Below are 16773 nucleotides of genomic sequence, written 5' to 3' on the forward strand. Positions count from 1 at the left end.
GTTTGCAGTCTTATCAGATGGCACAGTGTATAGCAATCCCAAGTACTTTCGTTCATTAGAGAAGAAGTTGGCGAAAGCGCAACGGATTCTCTCAAGACGGAGAGAACTAGCTATCAAAAGAAAATGTAAGCTAAGTGAAGCGAGAAATTATCAAAAACAACGTATCAAAGTTGCGCGTATCCAAGAAAGCATTGCGAATAAGCGAAAGGATTACTTGCATAAAATCTCAACCGACATCATCAAAAACCACGATGTAATCGGCATAGAAGACTTACAAGTATCCAATATGCTTAAAAACAACAAGTTGGCCAAGGCGATTAGTGAAGTAAGTTGGTCAGAATTCAGAACAATGCTTAAATATAAAGCGAAATGGTACGGCAAACAGGTTGTTTCTGTAGGTAAAACATTCCCTTCAAGCCAACTTTGCTCATCTTGTGGCTATAGAAACAAAGATGTTAAGAATCTTGCCTTGCGTGAATGGAACTGTCCAGGATGCGGAGTCCATCACGACCGAGATCTTAACGCAAGTATAAATCTTGAAAAGGAAGCGAATAGACTTCTAACCGCAGGGGCTGCGGGGATAGCCTAATCACTAACTGGCGGTTACGCCGGTGATCTTAGGAATCTCCCACTTCTAAACGTAGTAAAAGTGGGAGTAGTTCAATCTTCTTGATTCAGTGTCAACCGGATATGCTTTTCACCGAGCAGAATAACGGTACAGTTCCAACGCGGGTGAAAAACTAAACGATCTTGCTCATCCAACTCCATCGTCATATGAATTTCATCATCTTCTTTCGTTAAAATCGCAACCCGGCGATTCTCCATATCCATATAAGGTTTCATCTTTGGATTCATTTCGATCTCCCACTCAAAAAACTTCACGGCATTCCCTCCTAATGGTTCGCTTTTTTCTTACTACGACGTATCATAAACTGCTCAATTAAAATAGCTAAGATCGTACCTGTAATCAACCCGTTAGAAAGAGTAGAGGCGATTATGGCCGGAAGTTCTGATAAGCTTTCAGCCGGCACGAACATGGTCCCGACACCGACCATCAGACCGAACGCCACGGCCTGCCGTGCACGCTCTTTTTCTGGATCTGCATCCAGTTCATTGAATGCCATCGAGACCATTTTGGTAAAAATTGCAAACGTCACGGCATAGGCAACAGGAGCAGGCAAAGCGGCGAAAAAGGCCATGACACTAGGAAATAACGTCATGAGGACAAGAAGCCCGCTCCCAATAATGAACGGCTTGATTGAATGCATACGTGTCGTACCTACAAACCCTGCTGATCCAGATATCGGCACGGAACCAATAGCGGAAAACAAACCAGCGATCAGATGGATGAACCCTGAAGCGAAAGCTCCTTGGCGCAGCCGATCAGGCGGTTTGATATTGAACGAATGCGTCAATAAATGCTCCATAACGCGGATCGACGCCAGCATATTTGCAACTAGCAGGAATGTGATAAAAATGGCTGTAACGAGTACACCGCCATCCCATACAGGCTTCCCATAAACAAATAGTTGCGGTAATTGAATAAATTGATCCGAAACTTTCGCAACAGTAGGTGTCTTCCCAAGCAACAGAAAAAGTCCCCACCCGAATAGAATGGAAATCAACACTGCATACTTCGAAACAGTTGGTCGTTTATTGGCCATCGCAATGAACGTAATCAATAAAACGACGAAACTTCCGCCTAAAATTATGGGATCTAAATGATCTCCCGCTTCCTCCACGCCCATCATGCCTTTAATAAATGTTCCACTTAACTGTAAAATCAGCAACAATAAATAAGTAAATGTAATCGCAGGAGTAAAGAGTGCCTTCATTTTCGTGATGACTCCGGTAGCTGCCAAAATTATAAATAAAACACCACTATAGAGCATGCCGCTTTGCAATGCTTGCAGTGCATCTGTTGAAGTGGAATAAAAGATGCCAACCATACCGGCATACACTACATAAATTCCCCACCATAATCCGGCAGGTCCTTCGTTAATTGGCATACGGTGACCGAAAAATGCCTGAATGAGACAGGCGATGCCGAGTACGAAAATGGTTCGCTGCATGAATAGTGAGGTTGCTACCGCATCCATGCCGAATACGTGTGCAATTGCTATAGGCGCTGCAATAGAGGATGCGATAAGAAAGACTGTCCATTGGATGCCGCCTGCTAGATGTTTCATTTGATAATTCCCCCGATGTAACCGTGCAAATTTTGATGTATTTCAGTATACCACGCAAGCAGCCATTATGTTTTAGTTTTACAACAGTCAGACACAAACAGACAGCCATTTTCGGCTGTCCGTCTGTGTCTGCTGTTTTATTCAGCCTTCAATGTCAACACGCGTCCATTTGACACTTCTCCTGTCAAAATCGTCTCATGGAAATCACCTAACGCCCAATCCTCTGCCTGATCATGAAACCACTTGGACTTCATGTGCCCGCTTTGTCCCGGTCCGACAATATGATACGTCTTCGACAGATCATTCAAGTCCGCTACAAATCGCCAAGACGCCCCATGGTTCACTGATCCATCATCTTTAAAAGCAGCCGCCTGCACCGTTATATTCGATCCGCCAATCGGTTGCTTTTTGGGATTTAACAGCTTCTCGAATATCGGCGATGCACTAGCCAACGAATGAGGAAAATTTAATTGATGAAAATCACCCCACTGCCATTTTTCCGGCTTATTACCGAAATCTGCTTCAATTTCTTTGATCGCATTCATGAAGGAGGAATACACCCATTGATCAACGCCTTTTTGCTCATTCAGCCAGACGCTTGCTTCGCCATTGTAACCCTTGCGTAAAAGTTCATCTGTAATCTGCCCTTTACCTGGCATCAATGCGAAGACATCTTCCGGCATGTCATCCTGGAACATCTCAAACTGCAACTGTCTCATCCATTTATGGAAAATAAGAGGTGCACTGCTTTCTTTCGAATCGACTTGATCCCAATCTTTCAGTAATTTTATACTCTCTTGATAGTTTCCGTCTTGGTCTTTCTTTTCAACTGATCCAATCATCGAGTCCAAAAACTCTGCTGCGTAAAGATTCTTTTGGTCCATCTGCAGCTTCATCATATCTTCTGCCGTGAATTCATCATCTTCTCTCAGCACTTCTGCAATCCGTTCATATCTGTAAGGCTGCGCCCAAAATTTCGTTATATGATAAGGATACGAATCATCAACTACTTCATTATTTGCCGTTGCGATGAATCCCTCATCTGGATTCACTACGCGCGGAAGTTCGTCATATGGAATATACCCTTCCCAACCATATTCGGAAGAAGCGCCAGGCACAGCTAATTGCGCATCACCTTGTTTACGTATAGGGATTCGACCGTTCGCTTTGTATGCAATTGTTCCATCTTTTGCGGCGAAAACAAAGTTCTGTGCAGGTGCATGAAAGTTCTCTAAGGCTTTCTCAAAGCTCTCCCAATCGGCCGCTTTATTCATCTTCATAATGGCTTCCAATTCCGTTGTCGGCTCAAGTGCCGTCCATTGCATCGAAAACAAAGCTTCCGGATCTTCCTCTTTGTAAATTACATCTGAAATGATCGGACCATGTCTGGTCACCACGACTTCAAATGGAATGTCTTTGCCGTCTTTAACCCGAATTGTTTCGTCACGGACTTCAGCTTGCTCCCATTTGTCGTCGTAGCGAAACTTTCCTTTTTCACTTGGATGCGGGATCTCAATATAAAGATCTTGTACATCAGGACCGACATTTGTGACGCCCCATGCAATCTCTTCATTGTGGCCTAGTATAATTCCCGGTATTCCCGCAAAAATTACACCGCCTACATTTTGATCGGGTGATTGCAAATGCATCTGATACCAGATGGAAGGCGTACTCAACCCGAGATGCGGGTCATCCGCCAGGAGTGGCATGCCAGAAGCAGTCTTTTCTCCTGAGACAACCCAGTTATTGCTGCCATTGAATTCAGGAGGTGATAATTCCGGGAGAAATCTTCCCGCTACTTCCACTTGGTTCTCTTTATTTGCTGCCATGATTGACTCTGCGTTTTCAGGATACGTAATGAATAACTCTTTTGCTTTCTCCTCAGAAAAGGCATTCAGAGCCCAATGTCGAAATGCTTGCGGCTGCCATTTACCGCCCAAGTCATAGGCCATATATTTGCCAATCGTTAATGAATCTTCCGGAGTCCAGGTTTCTGGTTCGTACCCAAGAAGTTTAAATTCATAGGATAGCTTGTGCGTGTCTTTCGCTTCGTTAATAAATGCATTGACACCTTCTGCATACCAGTTCAACACCTCTTTTGCTTGATCACTATAGCCATCATATGAAGCTTCTGCGGCTGCCCGCAAACTAAATGTGCGGAAGAGCTTATCATTAGCAACAGCTGCCTCCCCTATCACTTCTGCTAACCGGCCACTCGCTTGTCGACGGGCTAAATCCATTTGAAATAAGCGGTCTTGCGCTTGCACGTATCCTTGCGCACGGTAAAGATCCTCATCAGACTGTGCTTTAATATGTGGTACACCATCCTTATCTCGTGTGATCACTACATCTTGATCCACAAATGTCACCTGATGCTCACCGGCGATTAAAGGTTTCGACTTCGATATGTAAGCGTTTGCAAATATAGCAAAAATAACAGCTATTAACGCCAACAAACTGATACTCCATAATGTGATCTTTCTTCCGCGCCCCATTTTCCATCCCCCTTTTAACTATCATACTATGATAGTATTCTAGAATTATTTGTATATTCCTTTAATAATGGGAACAGCGCTAAAATAAAAAAGACATACTGCTTATGTCATGAATAAGCAGTATGTCGTAAATCATTAGCGGGATTCGAAGATTTTTTGGATGATTTGATCGTTTTTCGTTCTGCCGAAGTTCTTGTGTATACAACTTTCTGGTTTCTCTCGCAAGGTGGAAGCAAAACTTTTGGCGAGTTCTGCCTCACCTGCAACATGAACTTCCTTCCAGCCCCTTTTGGATTTCATTTTCCCGACGATTGATCCCATCTCTTTATAGAAACGTCCAAGGTTCGCTCTTAGACGCTGGTCAAATTCGTCTGTATGTCCTCCTACGCCACGCTGGATTGAAGACTTAACCCCTTTCTGCTCTTTCCAGACGTCAAGACCGGAGTCAAATTCATAAACCGTCTCATCTCGGATCCTTCCCATCGCAGTGTCCAGAATTCGGACCTCTCCGTAACTTGGGAGTACAATTCCTGACTCAGGGTATGCTTTTAACATATACTCCAGTTCGTCCGTCATCGCATGATTTTCCCAATGAAAACTTGTTTTGACTGCTACTTGGACAAAATGAACAGACCAAATCTCCGGCTCGGCCGCCGCAAAAATTACGGCTCCTTTCGCCAGTTCTCCCTGGTTATGCTCAATTTCTTTCATGACTTTGTCTTTCACCAAGCGAAAAGCAGTCAACTCTTTTTCATCACCAGAAGCGACAAGATATTCATCCAGCCGCTTCAATCCAGACTTCAGATGAATTCTCCAAGCAGCTTGTTGCTGGTCAGGATCTGCAGGATTCGTATTCAAGTACACCGATAGTACACACCGATCATCACAGCGAAACGCCTTCAGCTTTTTTAATTCTTCGCTTACATTCATCCGATCATCCTCCTCATCATTCCCTCAGTTATAGCATGCCCACTGAGCGTGGAATTACAAGAGTACTTTTTTTCAAACTCTATATGTGCACATTTCAGAATTGTCCCAGTTTTAAAAAGCGCACAGTCAGATCTGCAACTTCCCTTTGGTGGTGGATTTCTTTATGTCCATAAGGCACTGAAATAAAATCCGTTAATCCAGGATACTGAACGGAAGCTAATTCGATGCGTCCGTCATTATCACCTTCCAGTAATTTTCCGAGCCATAAATGATTTCGTGTCCCGGCAATTGCTCCAATAGGACAAGGAGGATCATTTGATAAATTCAATTGTTCTATATAGGTGGTATGCAGGGAGCGCAACGTTCTGAAATATTGTGTGTAACCGACTATTTTGCTTGCAACATACGCAAGTTGGCTGCCATGGTTCGGTGTAGCAATTTGGACACATCGTCCGATCGCTGCCAGGTTATCAGTTTCTTTTAGAACTTTTCGTATTAACAACCCGCCTGTACTATGCCCAACCAAGTGAATTCTTGCATCCTTATGCAACGCCATTTCACTCAACACTTGTTCCACTAAAAGGACAGACTTATCAAATTCAAGACGTGTTAACGGAAGATTGAGGGAGCGGCAATGATAGCCTTGTTCTTCTAAATAAGTAGAAAGTGTCTTCATATCACGAGAATTTTTATTGAAACCATGAAGCAAAAGAACTTGATCATTCACGCGATCACCTCTTTAATATTTATCCACTATAATTTTTCCGAATACCTATGGAAGCGACATCCTCTAGAATAAAACGCCTGATTCTGTCCATAGTACTCTTTAGGAGGTGTGCCGTCATGGGGAATAAAAACAACAAGAAAACAATGAATGAACGAACTCACAATCCATTAGATACGTATCAAAACAAAAGTAAAGACGCCAGCAATAGTAACAACAATAATCCGAACGACAATTTAAATGAAGAATTATCCGCCGAATTCGATGCAAAGGCCAAAAACAAAAATAACAAAACAAATCATGATAAGAATCAATCTTCCAACAAAAGATGATCGGCAACTTGCCGCTCTACTGATTTTCAGTTAGCGGCAGTTATTTTTTACCGATTTGAACTCCCCTGACCTTACTTTTCATTTCCTTTGGGTCATGAGAAATAATAAACGCTTTAGAGAATTGATTATAGTAGTCATTATCATGTGCTTTTGGAGAAAGGATAATCAGTTTTCTTTGCAATTTATTGGCGTACATTTTAAAAACCGTAGCTTTTCGTGTTTCATCCAAGGCACTGTCAAATTCATCCAGAACTATAAAACCTGCCTGGTTCTCTAAATTTTGGAGAAGTGAGAGCGCAAATAATAAAGAACTTAATGATTCTTCTCCCCCTGAAACGCCTTTACCCACTCGCCCGCCTCTGGCTTTTAAGCTCACATCCTCAAACTTTCCCCGATGCCCTTCTTTACGCACATAAATAAATAATTTGAAGACCGGCCTCTCTTTTTTATCCGTAAATTTCTCAAATTTAATTTGACTTTCGAATTGAAATTCCCCCATATATTGCTGGAAGAGTAAGTTGATCTTCGTTACTTGCATCTCAATCGCTGTTTCCAATCGATGTTCATTTTGAATAGCACGTTCTTCGTTTTCTTCCAGAAGATTCTTCGCTGAATGCAACTCCTCTTCCTTGCGTAGCACCTCTTGTTCCAACGTCAGAAAATTTTCTATCGCGTTCTGATCGATTCCCTGTTCATTACGTGCATTTTCAAAACCAACCATCGCCTGGTTTTGTTTGACTGTGAGAGTATATTTGGATTCTTGCAGCTGTTCTTCCATTAAAGCTTGATCCACTAATTCCGGCACGAGTAATCTGAGATCATTCAATTGTTCTTTTTGCTTCGTCTCGTCTTTGGACAATGCGATTCGTTCATCTTCTTTTTCAGATAGTTGATTGGCAATCTGCTTTTTTGTTCGTTGATTTGCTTCTGCTTGATCTTTCAAGTCGATAATCTCTCTTTGCAGTTGTCTTAAACTATCTTGAAGACGATCCAATTCATCTTCATATGCTTCAACTTTATTTCGTAATCCAATTAGCTCTTGTTTTAAATGCTTTAACAACTGTTGTTGTTTCTGTAAACGTTCAATTTTTTCAGAGTGCTGGCCGAATTGTTCATAGACTGCCAAGTATTCTAGCAATACACTGACCACGCCCTCTTGTTTAATCTTCTCCTTCCAAATCTCTTTCGTTTCTGTTTCATATTCTTTTTTCTGTACAACTAAATGAATTTGCTCTGTTTTCAACTGCACAAGCTGTTCGATACGGTATTGCTGGTCTGCCTTTAACGAAAGAAAGGCTTCTGCTTCCCTTACTTTTTGAACATCCGCATTCCATACACGAAAAGTTTCATTGTCTTCATTTGACTGCAGAGAGAGTGTATCAATTTCCTTTTGCATTTCTTCAATTTTCCGTATAAGAAACTTTTTTCTTTCTTCCAAAGCTCGTTTACTTAAGATATACGTATTCCATTCTTGCGGACCCCTTGTTCCACGCGTATCGACCAACCAATTTTTTTGAATCGTTGGCTGTTCCGAAGTAAAAAACTGTTCAATCCACCAAAGAACACGTGTTGCATGATTTTGTTCTTTTTGAGAAAGCCCTTCTTGCATTTGCAAACCAAGATTAGGTAAATCTATAATAACCCGATTCGGAATGAGTTTTTTCAATGAGACATGATAAAGATCATTGATCGGCTGACAGCTTGCCGCATCGTAAAAAATGGTGTATTTAATTGTATCGAAAAGACGCTCATTTTCAATTGGTGTTTGGTCCATCAACTTAATGAAATGACGTAAAGTGAACGCTTTGATATTTTGTTCTTTCATATGGCGAATGGCTTCTTGCTGCCGCTCAGATTCAATTTGATTCTTTTCCAACATTGCCAATTCGTCTTTGAATATGCGATGTTCAGCCTGTTTCTGTTCTAGCAGCTGTTTTCTTTCTTGTAAGGAATGGTTTAAGTCAGCAAGATCTTTTTCTAATTGATAGCTCGACAAATAGCGATTCATTATTTCTGTGTGAATCTGACTATTTTCTTCCCACTGTTCAATAGTTGCTTGTAATTTTGATTGTCTTTGCCGGTACTCTTCTATTGAATGCCCTGCTTTGTCAGTCAGCGTCTTGAGCTGTTCCTCTTTTCTCGTTAACGTCTCAACTTGGTCGTTCGCCGCAGCGAGTCGATTCCTTGTTTCTACTTCTGGATAAGGTAATTTCGAATACGCTTCTTGCAGAGTACTTAATTCACTTTGTAAGGTGTCGACTTCCTCCCTCACTTCTTCTATTTTTTCTTCTTGCTCATTGGCTTGTACTTTGGATTCTTCCAGCAGCTCCCCCACTTCTTGTTGTTTCTCCTGTAACTGTTGAGTATTTGAATTCTTTTCTTCTAGTTTTTCAACGAATTCCTGTGCCTGATCATCTACTTCCTCTAACTCCAGTTTGCGCTCTTCGATATATTTTTCGACCTCTTTGCGTTCATTCTCAGCACCTAATTGAAGTGCATAAGTGGTTGATGCAAACAGCATCCCATTCTCAACAATTCGTTTTTGATTGTTCTTGAAGCGATCTTTATTGTTTCTGGCGACTGATAAAGTAAACTCATGTTGCTTTTGTTGATTCGTTGCGATGACATAAGCTTCCCGTGCCTCTTTTACAATTTCCAGACTCGTCTCCCAATCTTTTTGAATCCGATCAATACCGTGCATTTCACTAAAGATACGGAACCGCTCTTCAGGAGCCATAACCGAAAATTGGTTAACTTCTTGCTGGTACCAAATTAAATAGTATAGATCGGGATGAATTTTATATTTGAATTGCAGCTCTCTTTTATAGGCACTGAGATTATTTTTATTGGCATCACCTGAGCGATAGGTTTGCCGCAATTCCAGATTTTCCATTTCATCGCCGTCATGAACTTCGTAGCGCAGTTTGATTGGCTGCTTCGGCGGTTGCTCGCATATTAGACGGAATTCAATGAAAAGAGGGCCATCGATACGAGATACCCCTTCGTTCTTGAATAAAAAATGGATCGCCGCTCTCCATGTCTCGTCTTCCGAAATATTTTGCGACTTCAAACCTTCAATTTCGACCTTACTGGAACGCAGAACCGCACCCATGCAAAATGAGATGGTCGACTTTCCTGCACCATTGGGTCCTGTGATGAGAATATGTTCGTCCGTATTTTCTAAAATCATCTCTTCCGCATCGTAATCTCGGATACCCGAATACCGTAATCGCCAAGGGATCACAGGAACCCCTCCTTCTCGTACAAATTATAACGATTGAAAAATTTCATGACGTCTTCTTTTGACAATTGATTGGAATGACTGAATTCTACCATCCTATGCAGAAATGAATCCGAAAACATATGAACTCCAATCGCCGTTAAACAATACGCATCCTCTTTCCCCGATTCTGTCTGGATTTCGAGTGCGCCTATTTTTCGTAATGTATCGATTGCTAACTGAATGCGGCGGCTTCCTTTCTTTATCTCATGGCCGAACGCTTCCAGTAACTGGGTTAATAATGTAAACTCATGCTTCAATACTTCCTGTTGATAAAACATGAACAACAGTACTGCGAGTGCTTCCTCGGACAATGTATGACGGGCAGAACGGGCAGGAACCCGCAACATAGCGACTACCTGATCCCGTTCTTCATCATAAATCAAACGATAATATCGACCAACGGCTTGGTTTACACGTGATAAAAAAGAATGAAAATAAGCGTCTTCTTTGGGAACGCCCAATAACTTTTCCACTTCTTTTCGAGATAGACCAAAATTATTCGCCCGGATGGTCGCACTCGAAGAAAAGAGAATGGACATAAACGTTTGTTCTTCTCGAGTAGTTAAAATACTGCGCAATGACTGTAAACTGTTTAATGAGTAGTCCTCGCTATTCTCTTTTTCGAATGTTGAATTTTCGGTCGTCATCTCGAATCCACTCCCATTCTTTATCTAATTCTTTTACGTGTTGCTGCAATTTGATCTGCACCTTTTTATTCGCTTCCATAGCGGCAATTCCAAGAAGTTGGCGAATGGCATCTCCCCAGTCCGCTGAACTCGTCTCAATCATTGTTTCTTCTATTCCTGCCTCTTTTTTCTTGGCAAGATATTGTTCAATCTTATCTGTGTCGATACTCGCTTTCGTTAACAGCCAGATCGTCTCGTCCACTAAATCGTCTATCGATTGTGCTTCCAATGTTTCTCGCCTGAACTCTATGTCGCGTTCCTCTTCAATATCCGCTACGACAGGCTCATAGTTTTCCAGAAAGTCTATTCCGCTTTCAATATCCATAGGTGACAAGGGACTAGCATATTTTACGGGAATCCAGATGCCATCTAACTCCTCCCCCTCGTACTGTCCCTGTTCCATAAAGCTAAAGAGCTGGTGTGCATTCGGAATTTCCGATTCCACAGGCGGATGAAACATTTTCGTAACGAACGTCCGAACTTTTTCAGGAGAAATGGCAGTTTTGAGCGACGTTTGCTGTACATTCATAAACTGAAGATACTTATTGACCATTCCAAGTGACAAGCTTGTACCTTCAGCAAGTACTCCAGCTCCATTTTGCATTAAATGGCTTAATACAAGACTGTCTTCAATTGTTTCGAACTGATTAAAGCGTTCATGCAGCTTACGTTCCAAATCTTCCATCAGCGTATGAATTACTTTTAATTGCGGCAAGGCGTTGCGATCCGCAAGCAGTTCCAATTCCCGCTCTTTCAACGTTTCATTGGCCTCTCTGACATTGCGGATCATACTGGCGATGACATTGCCGCCTGAAATTCCTTTATCGTCATATGCTTCACTGATTTCCGCGTCTCTCCTCGCCTGAAACAGTGAACGACCAATGTCATCCTCTAAATAATACGCAAGGGAATCATTTGCAAGCCGAGTCAAAGAGTGCATCATCCGTTTCCCAACGCTCATCATTTTAATTTGCTGGGTTTGTTTACTGATCCAATTATTGCTTGCAAGTATCGTAACAATTTGATCAACCCGCGATTTAGACGGCGGCTCTTCATCACGAAAACGGGACTGATATCGGTAGTACAGCGTCTCGGCACTATCAATCGGTTCAGTAAGACCGTATGCCTCTTCGTGTATCAGTTCAATAATCCGTAAAAAGCGAAGCATCTCCAATGGTGAATGGAAGACAGCTTCAGAAGACAGATCTTTCATCACACCGGCTAATGAAATAATATCTCGCATAGCTCGTGCCATTTCAGGCTGCTGTTCATCCGTATTGAAAATAGATATTATCTGCTTATCCACTTCCTCCATTCCGCTGGCCCCCTTAGTGTCATTTCTTGTTCCGCTTCGCTAATCGTTTCTGTCCACTCCGTATACTTTTGAAAGGATGTGAAAACATTTCCGTCATTGCCGATAAAACGCACAGATAGTCCTTCTGTTAAATTTGCAATATCTTTAGCAATAATCCTGCCCGCGGTATCATAATCTACCCATATTACAATCTGCTGAATAGAAGAACTCCGACAGAGCTGCTGAATTAATTTTCGATGCGCACCCCGTACTTGTCCATCTACTCCGATGATCAGCGAAGAGGTATCCTTTAGGAAATCAACTTCTTTTGCCATTCTAGTCAGTACCGCACGGTTTTCTACCAACCATAAAACTGTTGCAGTCGTTACATAACTTTCATCTGTCACGGCTATTTCCGTTGTGGCATGAACAGTACCGATTGAATATTGCGAGAATTCGCCTGTTAGATTTCCTGCAAAAAAGATTGGAACAATAGAACCTGTACTGACAATGCCGATTTCACTTATCGGCGCATCGATCCATTTTTCAATCCGACCTATAAAAGGCTCGCGATAGGCGTCAAACACTTTTGAACCGCCAATTCTTTTGTAATAGACGGCACCGATTTCTTTGAACTCCATATCAGATTGCTGTCTTTTTAACTGTAGATAAGCAATAAGGAACTCCGTAAACTTCCGCACTCTTTCTTTACCCCAAGATTCCTCATCTTTTGGTTCTACAATGAATTTTTGCGCTTGTTGAATGAAGCTCTCATGAAGGACCGATTTAGAGATTTCGAGCTCCCCAAGTAATGTCTGACGTAATAATTCATCGGCTTCCATCACTCCTTGCCTTTTTAGCCGTTCGTATTCCGCTAACCCAGGCCCCATACGGTAGGTTGAACTTAAAGGAGTTCTGCCATCTGATTTAAACCGTATTTCCTGAACTAACCACCCTTTAAGAAGGGCTTCTTGTTTCAACTCAGCTGAAAGAGATAACGAGTCTCTGCGGGAATTTGGCTTCAGATTCATTTTCACAATGTCTTCCGGTGGATGAATATCATATTCATCAGACGCCAATACGTTGCCCAATGTTTTGTATGTACGAGCAGTCCATTTTTGAATTTCCCATTCATTCTCGCCAACCTGTTGAATCGACTCTCCTGCTTTGCAAATATGGGTTTCCAAAAACACTCTCACCGTTTGCATGACGTCATGTCCTCTCGCTTTTTTCTAACTATTATGAAGATGTAAATAAAGGATATCACATTTTAACGGTTGCTGGAATTTGAGAGAGAAGAAAAACCGCCGCAAACTCTCTATAAATGAGAGTGCGACGGTTTCCTGCCGTTAAAATATTTAGTAACTATATTTTCTTTGCCAAGTTACCTTGTGAACTTGCCGCCAAATTCTTTCATGATCTGTTCTACTTCAACGACATGCTCAGGTTTCAAACAAGCTTTCATTCGTGGCATAAACTCGAGCATGTACGCTTGATCAAAGCTTTTATCAACTTGTTTTTGAAAACTCTCTTTTAACAATTCTTGAACTTCATCCATTTTGTCTTCCTGTACACGTTCTAGTATAAATTGATGAAATTTCTGTTGTGCAGGGTTCAATATAATTCCTCCTTGTACTATAGCTATATAAAGCAGCATGCTGTCTACATACCCCATTCAATTTCTTGCTTTTACTTCATTTACACTGTCTGTGCATAACGATTTCTATATAATTCAACGACCTTACTATACAGTGAGGCGAGCACTTGTTGAAATAACATACCGAATACAACCGGCATGGCTACTTTCGCCGGGAAATAAGTCGTGGCGATTACAACACCAATTGCAATGTTGCGCATGCCGCCGACATACATGAACGTAGTGGCAGTAACCGGATCTCTCCAAAGTAAATGACCCATCGCAAGAGCAGCTGCATAACCGGATGCCGCGATAAACAACACAAGTAAAATTGTGCCGACCAGTTCCCACGAAATCACTTTAACATATGGAGCAACCGAGCTTCCATTAATTGCGACAATCGCGAACAGGCTCAGCTTAGAAAAAGGTGCTAATGTTGGACTCAAAGTGGTCTGGATCTTCCCTTTGGTCCATTCATTCAGTAAAATTCCAAGAAGCGTCGGCATCACAATCATCCACAATAAATTCAAGATGAGTGAGGTAGTTTCCACAGCTATCCTTTCTCCAGCCACTACATGAAGAACTACCGGCATCACTAGAGGGGCCGATAACGTATCAATCAGAATAATTGACAAGCACAGTGGCAGATTTCCTTTCGAAATCGTTACCCAGATAACACTTGTTACGCCAGTCGGAACCGCCACAGCCAATACGAAGCCAACCGTCAGCAAATGATCATCAAAAAACAAAATGGACAGTAAATACGCCCATGCAGGCATCAAGATATGCAAAAAGGCAATGCTCACCAACACAACACTTGGATGCTTCACGACCATGCGAACTTCTTTTACATTCATACCTAAGCTTCCTACAAACGTCATAAACGCAAATAGCCAAGATACAAGAAATAACAGGTGTTCTCCAACTTGATGAAACAGCACGCCAATAAGTAAGCTGAGTGGTGTTAGAATAGCGATCCATCTTTGCAGCCAAGTATTTAAATTCACTAACATGGAATACTCCTTCTTTATCGCAATAGATAACTCAAAATTCCAACAATATATAGTGTTAGTTTAGCACAAAGATCATCTATACAGTCATGTTCTGTTTTCTAACAGCCCGCTTAAAGGTGAAGGACTTTCTCCTGATTTTTCTCAATAAATGAGAAAACCCATAGCTTAAATCACTATGGGATGAATTCTGTTCATTTATACTACATCCGGCTCGACCGGTGTGTCAATTAGCGTTTTCTGTGAAGAAGTATCGACCAATGCATATCGTTCCCACACCCGGCTCTTCCAACGCAACGCCATGCTGATTGCCCGTATCCATTCGTCCGTCGCAATAGCGAGCCATACGCCAACAAGCCCCAAATCAAGCACAAAGACAAAGAAGTAACCGAGCGGCAAGCTGATGAGCACCATAGATATCGCTCCCATCAGTACCGGAAACTTCGCGTCTCCTGACGCGCGAAGTGAATTAATGATCACCATATTCACTGTACGGCCTGTTTCCAGCAGACAAGACAGCAACAACACGGAGGCGCCAAGCTGAATGATGGCTTCATTATCCGTAAACAACCGCATGAGCGGATAACGAAGGGCCATTACAATTACTACCATGAAAGCAGTAAATGCAAGCGCACGCCGGAGCGAACTCCATACTTGGCTGTACACTTCATCCTTCTCTCCACTACCGACCAATCTGCCTGTAATGATAGAGGTACCGAGTCCGATCGCCAATGCAAACAAATAACTGAACATCGACACATTTGTCGCATACTGCCGAGCAGCAAGGGCTTCAGTTCCAAGATAGGTCACATAGTAAAGGAATACAATTTGGCACGCCTGATAAAGAACTTGCTCAAATGCAGAAGGTAAGCCAATTTGGAGAATTTGAGTAATATATCGCTTTGACCATTTGAAATAAAATTGGAAGTCAATGCGATAATCCAAAACTTTGTACAATAACCATAAAAAGAACAACACGGCTACAAGACGGCTTCCAACAGATGAAATCGCCGCACCTTTTACACCAAGTGCCGGCATTCCGAACTTCCCAAAAATCAATGCATAGTTCCCGATCACATGGATAATGTTCATTCCGAGTGAAACAAACATTGTCTGCTTCGTAAATCCATGTACTCGAATAATTGCTGCAAGCGAGTTAATGATCGCCTGCAAGAAAATCCCGCCACCGACAATAACTAAATAAGTCTCCGCATGAGCGAGGATATCACCCTGCAAATTCATAGCACGCATCATCTGACTCGTGAACAGGAAGAAAACTCCACTAATCAAAAGTCCAGCCAACAAGTTGAGGGAAATAGCCATTGCAGAGATCTTCGCCGCCTCCATATAACGGCGTGAACCAAGATACTGGGCTACCACGATCGCAGCTCCATTTCCGACTACTTCTAGTACCAGAATTGCGATTTGGACATACTGATTCGCCGTCCCCACTCCAGAGACTGCGTCATCCGACAATGCACTCAACATAAACGTATCCGCTAATCCCATCAGCATAAACAAAAATAACTCAAGAAAAATCGGCCACGTCAGATGAAATAAATTCATTTTCATCCCCGGGCCGTTAGCTGCTGTTGCCGCCATCTATCTATCTCCTTCTTTACTTTCAAAATCGAAAAACAGGAATAGCTTACCATAAATTCCTCTGAGAAGATAATGATATTTCTTGGATATTTTGTGAAGTTTTTATGTATCACGGATGCTTGACGATTGAAGGTGGAAATCAAAAAACTCACAGCTTTTATAGCTGCGAGTTAGGGGGCATTTCATTTATTTTGTATAAGACAAAAGCGCATATTTACTGAAGTTTTTCAGCGCATCTGTTGCTTCTGCTTTATCTGCATATTCAAAAATCCGTACGTTTTCTTGTTCGAACAATGTGATGACCCACATGTTGTTCAGTCTCCTTTTGGGTTTGTATTTTGATTTCCTTATTGGTAACCTAGACCAATTTCTTTAACTACTCTTATCATACACTGTTTTTTACAGATTAAAACAGCCTTGTGAAGGTTTTCACAATTCATTCAAACTCGAAACGCTTACATTTGAAGGCTTTGTGAATATGATTTTAATATATTTTTTTAGAAAAGAGGTGGGATAAATCTAATTTGTTCATAATGAAAGACGAACGATCACAAAAAACACAAAAAGGTTCGGGTTACTTAGTGTGCGGTTA

15 protein-coding genes are annotated in these 16773 nt (G+C 41.8%); 2 read left to right on the forward strand and 13 right to left on the reverse strand.

Features of this window, described 5'->3' with window-relative positions:
• Nucleotides 1-589 (forward strand): RNA-guided endonuclease TnpB family protein (locus H7J92_RS17425; RefSeq protein ID WP_221838285.1); only part of this gene is annotated, 589 nt, incomplete at its 5' end.
• Between the two features lie 71 nt (nt 590-660).
• On the opposite strand, the gene H7J92_RS17430 is transcribed toward H7J92_RS17425, so the two are convergent.
• The 5 genes from H7J92_RS17430 to H7J92_RS17450 form a co-directional block, all read right to left on the reverse strand.
• Nucleotides 661-882 carry a hypothetical protein gene (locus H7J92_RS17430; protein ID WP_221838288.1) on the reverse strand — a complete coding sequence of 74 codons (222 nt, stop codon included), beginning with the start codon at nt 880-882 and terminating at the stop codon, nt 661-663.
• A gap of 11 nt (nt 883-893) precedes the next feature.
• Nucleotides 894-2189 (reverse strand): purine/pyrimidine permease, encoded by a 1296-nt coding sequence (locus H7J92_RS17435; RefSeq protein WP_221838291.1) that lies wholly within the window; start codon nt 2187-2189, stop codon nt 894-896.
• A 137-nt stretch (nt 2190-2326) separates the two neighbouring features.
• Nucleotides 2327-4684 (reverse strand): penicillin acylase family protein, encoded by a 2358-nt coding sequence (locus H7J92_RS17440; protein ID WP_221838295.1) that lies wholly within the window; start codon nt 4682-4684, stop codon nt 2327-2329.
• A gap of 135 nt (nt 4685-4819) precedes the next feature.
• Nucleotides 4820-5614, reverse strand: a complete 795-nt coding sequence (locus tag H7J92_RS17445; RefSeq protein WP_078818452.1) for a VLRF1 family aeRF1-type release factor — start codon at nt 5612-5614, stop codon at nt 4820-4822.
• A 94-nt stretch (nt 5615-5708) separates the two neighbouring features.
• Nucleotides 5709-6341 carry an alpha/beta hydrolase gene (locus tag H7J92_RS17450; protein ID WP_221838297.1) on the reverse strand — a complete coding sequence of 211 codons (633 nt, stop codon included), beginning with the start codon at nt 6339-6341 and terminating at the stop codon, nt 5709-5711.
• Nucleotides 6342-6457: 116 nt separating this feature from the next.
• On the opposite strand from H7J92_RS17450, the gene H7J92_RS17455 reads away from it, so the two are divergent.
• Nucleotides 6458-6670, forward strand: coding sequence for a hypothetical protein (locus tag H7J92_RS17455; protein WP_009498570.1), 213 nt, complete (start codon nt 6458-6460; stop codon nt 6668-6670).
• 40 nt (nt 6671-6710) lie between these two features.
• Here the strand turns inward: H7J92_RS17455 and H7J92_RS17460 are convergent, their stop codons facing one another.
• From H7J92_RS17460 to H7J92_RS17900, 8 genes are all read right to left on the reverse strand, one after another.
• Nucleotides 6711-9914, reverse strand: a complete 3204-nt coding sequence (locus tag H7J92_RS17460; protein ID WP_221838299.1) for a chromosome segregation protein SMC — start codon at nt 9912-9914, stop codon at nt 6711-6713.
• A complete protein-coding gene (locus tag H7J92_RS17465) occupies nt 9911-10600 on the reverse strand; it encodes a hypothetical protein (RefSeq protein ID WP_221838300.1) in 690 nt (229 codons plus the stop codon). The genes H7J92_RS17460 and H7J92_RS17465 overlap by 4 nt, the downstream gene beginning before the upstream one ends.
• The gene (locus tag H7J92_RS17470) at nt 10563-11954 is read right to left on the reverse strand and encodes a hypothetical protein (protein WP_221838302.1); all 1392 of its coding nucleotides are present in this window, start codon (nt 11952-11954) and stop codon (nt 10563-10565) included. Before H7J92_RS17470 ends, H7J92_RS17465 begins: the two co-directional genes overlap by 38 nt.
• Complete coding sequence (locus H7J92_RS17475; RefSeq protein ID WP_221838304.1) at nt 11930-13141, reverse strand: DUF2399 domain-containing protein; 1212 nt, start codon at nt 13139-13141, stop codon at nt 11930-11932. The genes H7J92_RS17470 and H7J92_RS17475 overlap by 25 nt, the downstream gene beginning before the upstream one ends.
• Before the next feature lie 176 nt (nt 13142-13317).
• Nucleotides 13318-13551, reverse strand: a complete 234-nt coding sequence (locus H7J92_RS17480) for a hypothetical protein (RefSeq protein ID WP_246603143.1) — start codon at nt 13549-13551, stop codon at nt 13318-13320.
• A gap of 80 nt (nt 13552-13631) precedes the next feature.
• Nucleotides 13632-14582, reverse strand: a complete 951-nt coding sequence (locus H7J92_RS17485; RefSeq protein WP_221838309.1) for a bile acid:sodium symporter family protein — start codon at nt 14580-14582, stop codon at nt 13632-13634.
• 195 nt (nt 14583-14777) lie between these two features.
• Nucleotides 14778-16181: an MATE family efflux transporter gene (locus H7J92_RS17490; protein ID WP_009498582.1), complete on the reverse strand. Its 1404-nt coding sequence runs from the start codon at nt 16179-16181 to the stop codon at nt 14778-14780.
• Between the two features lie 186 nt (nt 16182-16367).
• Nucleotides 16368-16490, reverse strand: a complete 123-nt coding sequence (locus tag H7J92_RS17900; protein ID WP_009498585.1) for a hypothetical protein — start codon at nt 16488-16490, stop codon at nt 16368-16370.
• Nucleotides 16491-16773 lie beyond the last annotated feature (283 nt).

The organism is Sporosarcina aquimarina, assembly GCF_019748715.1.
Classification (GTDB): Bacteria; Bacillota; Bacilli; order Bacillales_A; family Planococcaceae; genus Sporosarcina; species Sporosarcina newyorkensis.

Bases quoted from the DNA above. Each gene is read 5' to 3' on its own strand.
- H7J92_RS17435 (WP_221838291.1), bottom strand. From the start codon at position 2,189: ATGAAACATCTAGCAGGCGGCATCCAATGGACAGTCTTTCTTATCGCA.
- H7J92_RS17440 (WP_221838295.1), bottom strand. From the start codon at position 4,684: ATGGGGCGCGGAAGAAAGATCACATTATGGAGTATCAGTTTGTTGGCG.
- H7J92_RS17445 (WP_078818452.1), bottom strand. From the start codon at position 5,614: ATGAATGTAAGCGAAGAATTAAAAAAGCTGAAGGCGTTTCGCTGTGAT.
- H7J92_RS17455 (WP_009498570.1), top strand. From the start codon at position 6,458: ATGGGGAATAAAAACAACAAGAAAACAATGAATGAACGAACTCACAAT.
- H7J92_RS17465 (WP_221838300.1), bottom strand. From the start codon at position 10,600: ATGACGACCGAAAATTCAACATTCGAAAAAGAGAATAGCGAGGACTAC.
- H7J92_RS17470 (WP_221838302.1), bottom strand. From the start codon at position 11,954: ATGGAGGAAGTGGATAAGCAGATAATATCTATTTTCAATACGGATGAA.
- H7J92_RS17475 (WP_221838304.1), bottom strand. From the start codon at position 13,141: ATGCAAACGGTGAGAGTGTTTTTGGAAACCCATATTTGCAAAGCAGGA.
- H7J92_RS17485 (WP_221838309.1), bottom strand. From the start codon at position 14,582: ATGTTAGTGAATTTAAATACTTGGCTGCAAAGATGGATCGCTATTCTA.
- H7J92_RS17490 (WP_009498582.1), bottom strand. From the start codon at position 16,181: ATGGCGGCAACAGCAGCTAACGGCCCGGGGATGAAAATGAATTTATTT.
- H7J92_RS17900 (WP_009498585.1), bottom strand. From the start codon at position 16,490: ATGTGGGTCATCACATTGTTCGAACAAGAAAACGTACGGATTTTTGAA.